Origin of the sequence: uncultured Tessaracoccus sp., from assembly GCF_947255005.1 — a bacterium.
In the GTDB taxonomy this organism is placed as follows: Bacteria; Actinomycetota; Actinomycetes; order Propionibacteriales; family Propionibacteriaceae; genus Arachnia.
In genome coordinates, this window is sequence record NZ_CAMYFI010000122.1 from 1 (window position 1) to 3,168 (window position 3,168).

5 protein-coding genes and 1 pseudogene are annotated in these 3,168 nt (G+C 60.2%); all 6 read left to right on the forward strand.

What is annotated here, in order from left to right; genetic code table 11:
- The first annotated feature begins 14 nt into the window (after positions 1-14).
- A complete protein-coding gene (locus Q0X61_RS13460; protein WP_367270752.1) occupies positions 15-83 on the forward strand; it encodes a recombinase family protein in 69 nt (22 codons plus the stop codon).
- Between the two features lie 122 nt (positions 84-205).
- Positions 206-1,183 (forward strand): serine hydrolase, encoded by a 978-nt coding sequence (locus Q0X61_RS13025; RefSeq protein WP_297743299.1) that lies wholly within the window; start codon positions 206-208, stop codon positions 1,181-1,183.
- 322 nt (positions 1,184-1,505) lie between these two features.
- Positions 1,506-1,700 carry a DUF202 domain-containing protein gene (locus Q0X61_RS13465; RefSeq protein WP_367270753.1) on the forward strand — a complete coding sequence of 65 codons (195 nt, stop codon included), beginning with the start codon at positions 1,506-1,508 and terminating at the stop codon, positions 1,698-1,700.
- A 255-nt stretch (positions 1,701-1,955) separates the two neighbouring features.
- Positions 1,956-2,138: pseudogene (locus Q0X61_RS13030) on the forward strand (PspC domain-containing protein).
- Positions 2,139-2,196: 58 nt separating this feature from the next.
- Positions 2,197-2,793: a class I SAM-dependent methyltransferase gene (locus Q0X61_RS13035; RefSeq protein ID WP_297743301.1), complete on the forward strand. Its 597-nt coding sequence runs from the start codon at positions 2,197-2,199 to the stop codon at positions 2,791-2,793.
- A 121-nt stretch (positions 2,794-2,914) separates the two neighbouring features.
- The coding region (locus Q0X61_RS13470; RefSeq protein WP_367270754.1) for a GNAT family N-acetyltransferase at positions 2,915-3,168 on the forward strand (254 nt) is incomplete at its 3' end.

Sequence of the window (3,168 nt, forward strand, 5' to 3'; positions counted from 1 at the left end):
TCTCGGGGCAGAAGGTGGGCTATGCCCGGGTGAGTTCGAAAGATCAGAATCTTGAGCGTCAGATTGAGCAACTCAAGGTGTGACTTTGTCCGCTAAATGGCGTGACATCTTGATCGCTGTGTGGCGCCCTCAGAGTGTCCACTCGTGAGACGCGTCGCCGGTAGGGTGAACAGGTATGAAACCCGCCTGTCTCACAAACGCATCAATGACAGACGGTGACACCGCTCTGGCAGGCCTTCTACTCAACTCCTTGCCGCTCAAGCGCCCCGTCTATGCCGCCTGTCTCGCCACAGTCGGCCCGGCAGGCACTCGCATCGCCACGATCGGGTGCGACCTGCAGAAAACGTTCCACATCGGTTCAATCAGCAAAGCCCTCAACGGCTTGATCTACACCGACATGGTGCAGACCAGGCTGATCTCACCGCACGACCGGCTCGAAGACTACCTCCCCCTGGCCGGAACAGCTGCCGGTGAAGCGACTTTGGAGTCCTGTCTGACCCACACCTCAGGACTGCCTGCCACCGGCGGGGGAATCCGCTCAGCAGCCCGAGCGCTCAGTGCTGTACTGACAGGTGGTGATCCACAACCCGAGAACCTCGCCGATCTGATGAACCAACTTCGCCGATCGCGTGTCCGTCATGCCGGGCGCTTCAGCTACTCCAACCTCGCTGCCTCAGCATTGGGCCACGCGTTAGCGGCCGCCGACGGGGCGGACTACCCGACGCTGGTGCGAAACAGGCTGACGATACCGCTGGGGTGTTCACGCCTGCGCGCTCAGCAACCTGCACAGCGAAACCTCCCGCATGACCTCAACGCTGTCACCGTGTGGGGCACTGACCAATTGCCCTGGACCGGGCAAGGCTATGGACCGGCCGGAGTGATCAGGGGAAGCGCCCATGATTTCGCCACGGTCATGTCAACCCTTCTCGCCGATGACTGTGTCTACGAGGATGCTTTCCGAGTGCGCTTCACTGATGACACTGAATCTGTCGCGGCGGGGTGGTTTGTTGAAGACAGATCCGATCGACCCCTGGTGTGGCACAACGGTTACGCCTCCGGATTCGGCGCTCACATGGTGCTGGATCGCCAGCGCCGACGAGGGGCGTTCATCTCGGTGGTCAGCCCGTATCCCGACGCGGACATCGAGCCCGTCGCGATGACAATGCTGGATGCGGCGGTGTAAGCGACATCCTCTGTACGAGGCCACGACGACAGCAGGACGTTCTCGTCAGTGCCCGAGGACCAGGGGTCGGGCCCAACCACCCCGGTACTGGAGCAGTTCGACGGGATGATCGCGCTGCTGATACTCGTGGTAATCGGTGTGATAGTCGGGGCAGTCATCGACCACCGGCTGCCGCAGACATACAAACAGCAGCAGGTAGAAAGCACCAGCCAGTCACCTACCGTCTAGCATCGCCAGAGAAGAACGCTCGGTCATCCAGAGCATCTACTGAGAGTCTCCCGACAGAAAGAAAAACGTGAGCTTCAGGATACTCAGCTCAAATGTGACTCTGCTGGTCATAGGATGTCTGCTAATCGCAATGTCCGACGGTCCGTCATCGTGGCGTGCTGTAGTCGGCTTCGCCTGCCTTGCCCTTGCACTTGTCGCGACTGTCCTCGGCTTGGTGAGGCGACGGAATACCGATCGGCCCATAGATAGCCACCCAGACGGAGGGAAGGGGGCGCAGCGAATCGAATGATAGACGAGGGGCAAAAAGCGATGCGGAGGTGTGTCGGCACCGGAGAACGTAGCTGAAATTCTGTCAGGTCCGGCCAATGCGGAACAACGCGCCACAGAGTCATCAAGATTCCACGCCACATAGCGATCACATTCACACTCCGGTGCCGATGTGCAAACTGGCGTGTCATAAACGATCGTTTTCGGACACTAACCCCGCTCATCCGAATCTTTTCTGTTCGACAGACCTCCCGCCCCTCGGACTACTGTCAGTTGCATCGCTAAACTTCAACGATCCAGAGACCACAAGATCATCGCCGGGGTCTGCGGCGGCATCGCCGAATGGTTGGGGTGATCGCCCACCGTGGTGCGCACCATGTTCGTCCTGTCCTTCGTCCTGCCCGGGCCCCAGGCCGTGTTCTACCTCGGCGCATGGATCCTCATGCCCAAACAAGCCTGACGTGACAACAGCACCGCTAAACTCTCGACGGACACAGTGAGCTGACGAAAGGTAACGCGTGGCGGAGAAGGTGACCGATTCGTACTCACAGCGTGCCTCCGAGTACGTTGCAAAGCTTGGATCTGTCGGGGATATGAACCCACTAGACGTAGCACTCATCACCACTTGGGGACAAGGTGTTGCAGGTCCCATCCTTGACGCGGGCTCTGGCCCCGGCCACTGGACCGATCTACTGCAGAACCTCGGTTGCGACACACACGGCATCGATATAGTCCCGGAGTTCGTGGATTCCGCGCGGAAGCGATTCCCCCTCACCGCCTTCGACCTCGGCGACATCCTTGACTTACCCTTCGACGCCTCCAGCTTCGGAGGCGTCCTCGCCTGGTACTCCCTGATCCACATGCGGCCAAAGGCCCGTGAACTGACCTTCAGGGAGTTCGCCAGAGTTCTCAAGCCGGGAGGTGAACTCCTCGTCGGAGCGTTCCTGGGGCAGCAGGACCTACCGTTCGACCACGCAATCACCGAAGCGTTCTACTGGTCGGAGGATGGCTTGACAGATCACCTGCGATCTGCGGGATTTCAGGTAGTCGCCACCCAGATTCGCTCCTCTGAGAACACCCGTCCTCACGTCTCCGTTCAAGCTCGACTCTCCTGACCAGCGCCGTGCCAGGCCATAGCATGAAAGCACCGATCTGCCCGCGGAATTACTGCTCACAGACTTCCTCCTCGCCGAGATTCACGACCAGGACAATGGGGAGCCTGCAGAACCGACCGTCATCGGACGTGCCTCGATACGTTACGGGCTCACCGAGAACCTGCTGAACTACGACGGACACATCGGCTACGCCGTTGCGCCTGAGTTCCGCCGCCGGGGCTTCGCCACCGAGATCCTGCGCCAATCCCTGGCCCTCCTAGCCAACCGAGGCATCCACCGGGTCCTCGTCACCTGCGACGACGATAACGCCGGGTCCGCCGCTGTCATCGAGGCCAACGGAGGAATCCTGGAAGACCTACGTCTCAAGCCAGGTGA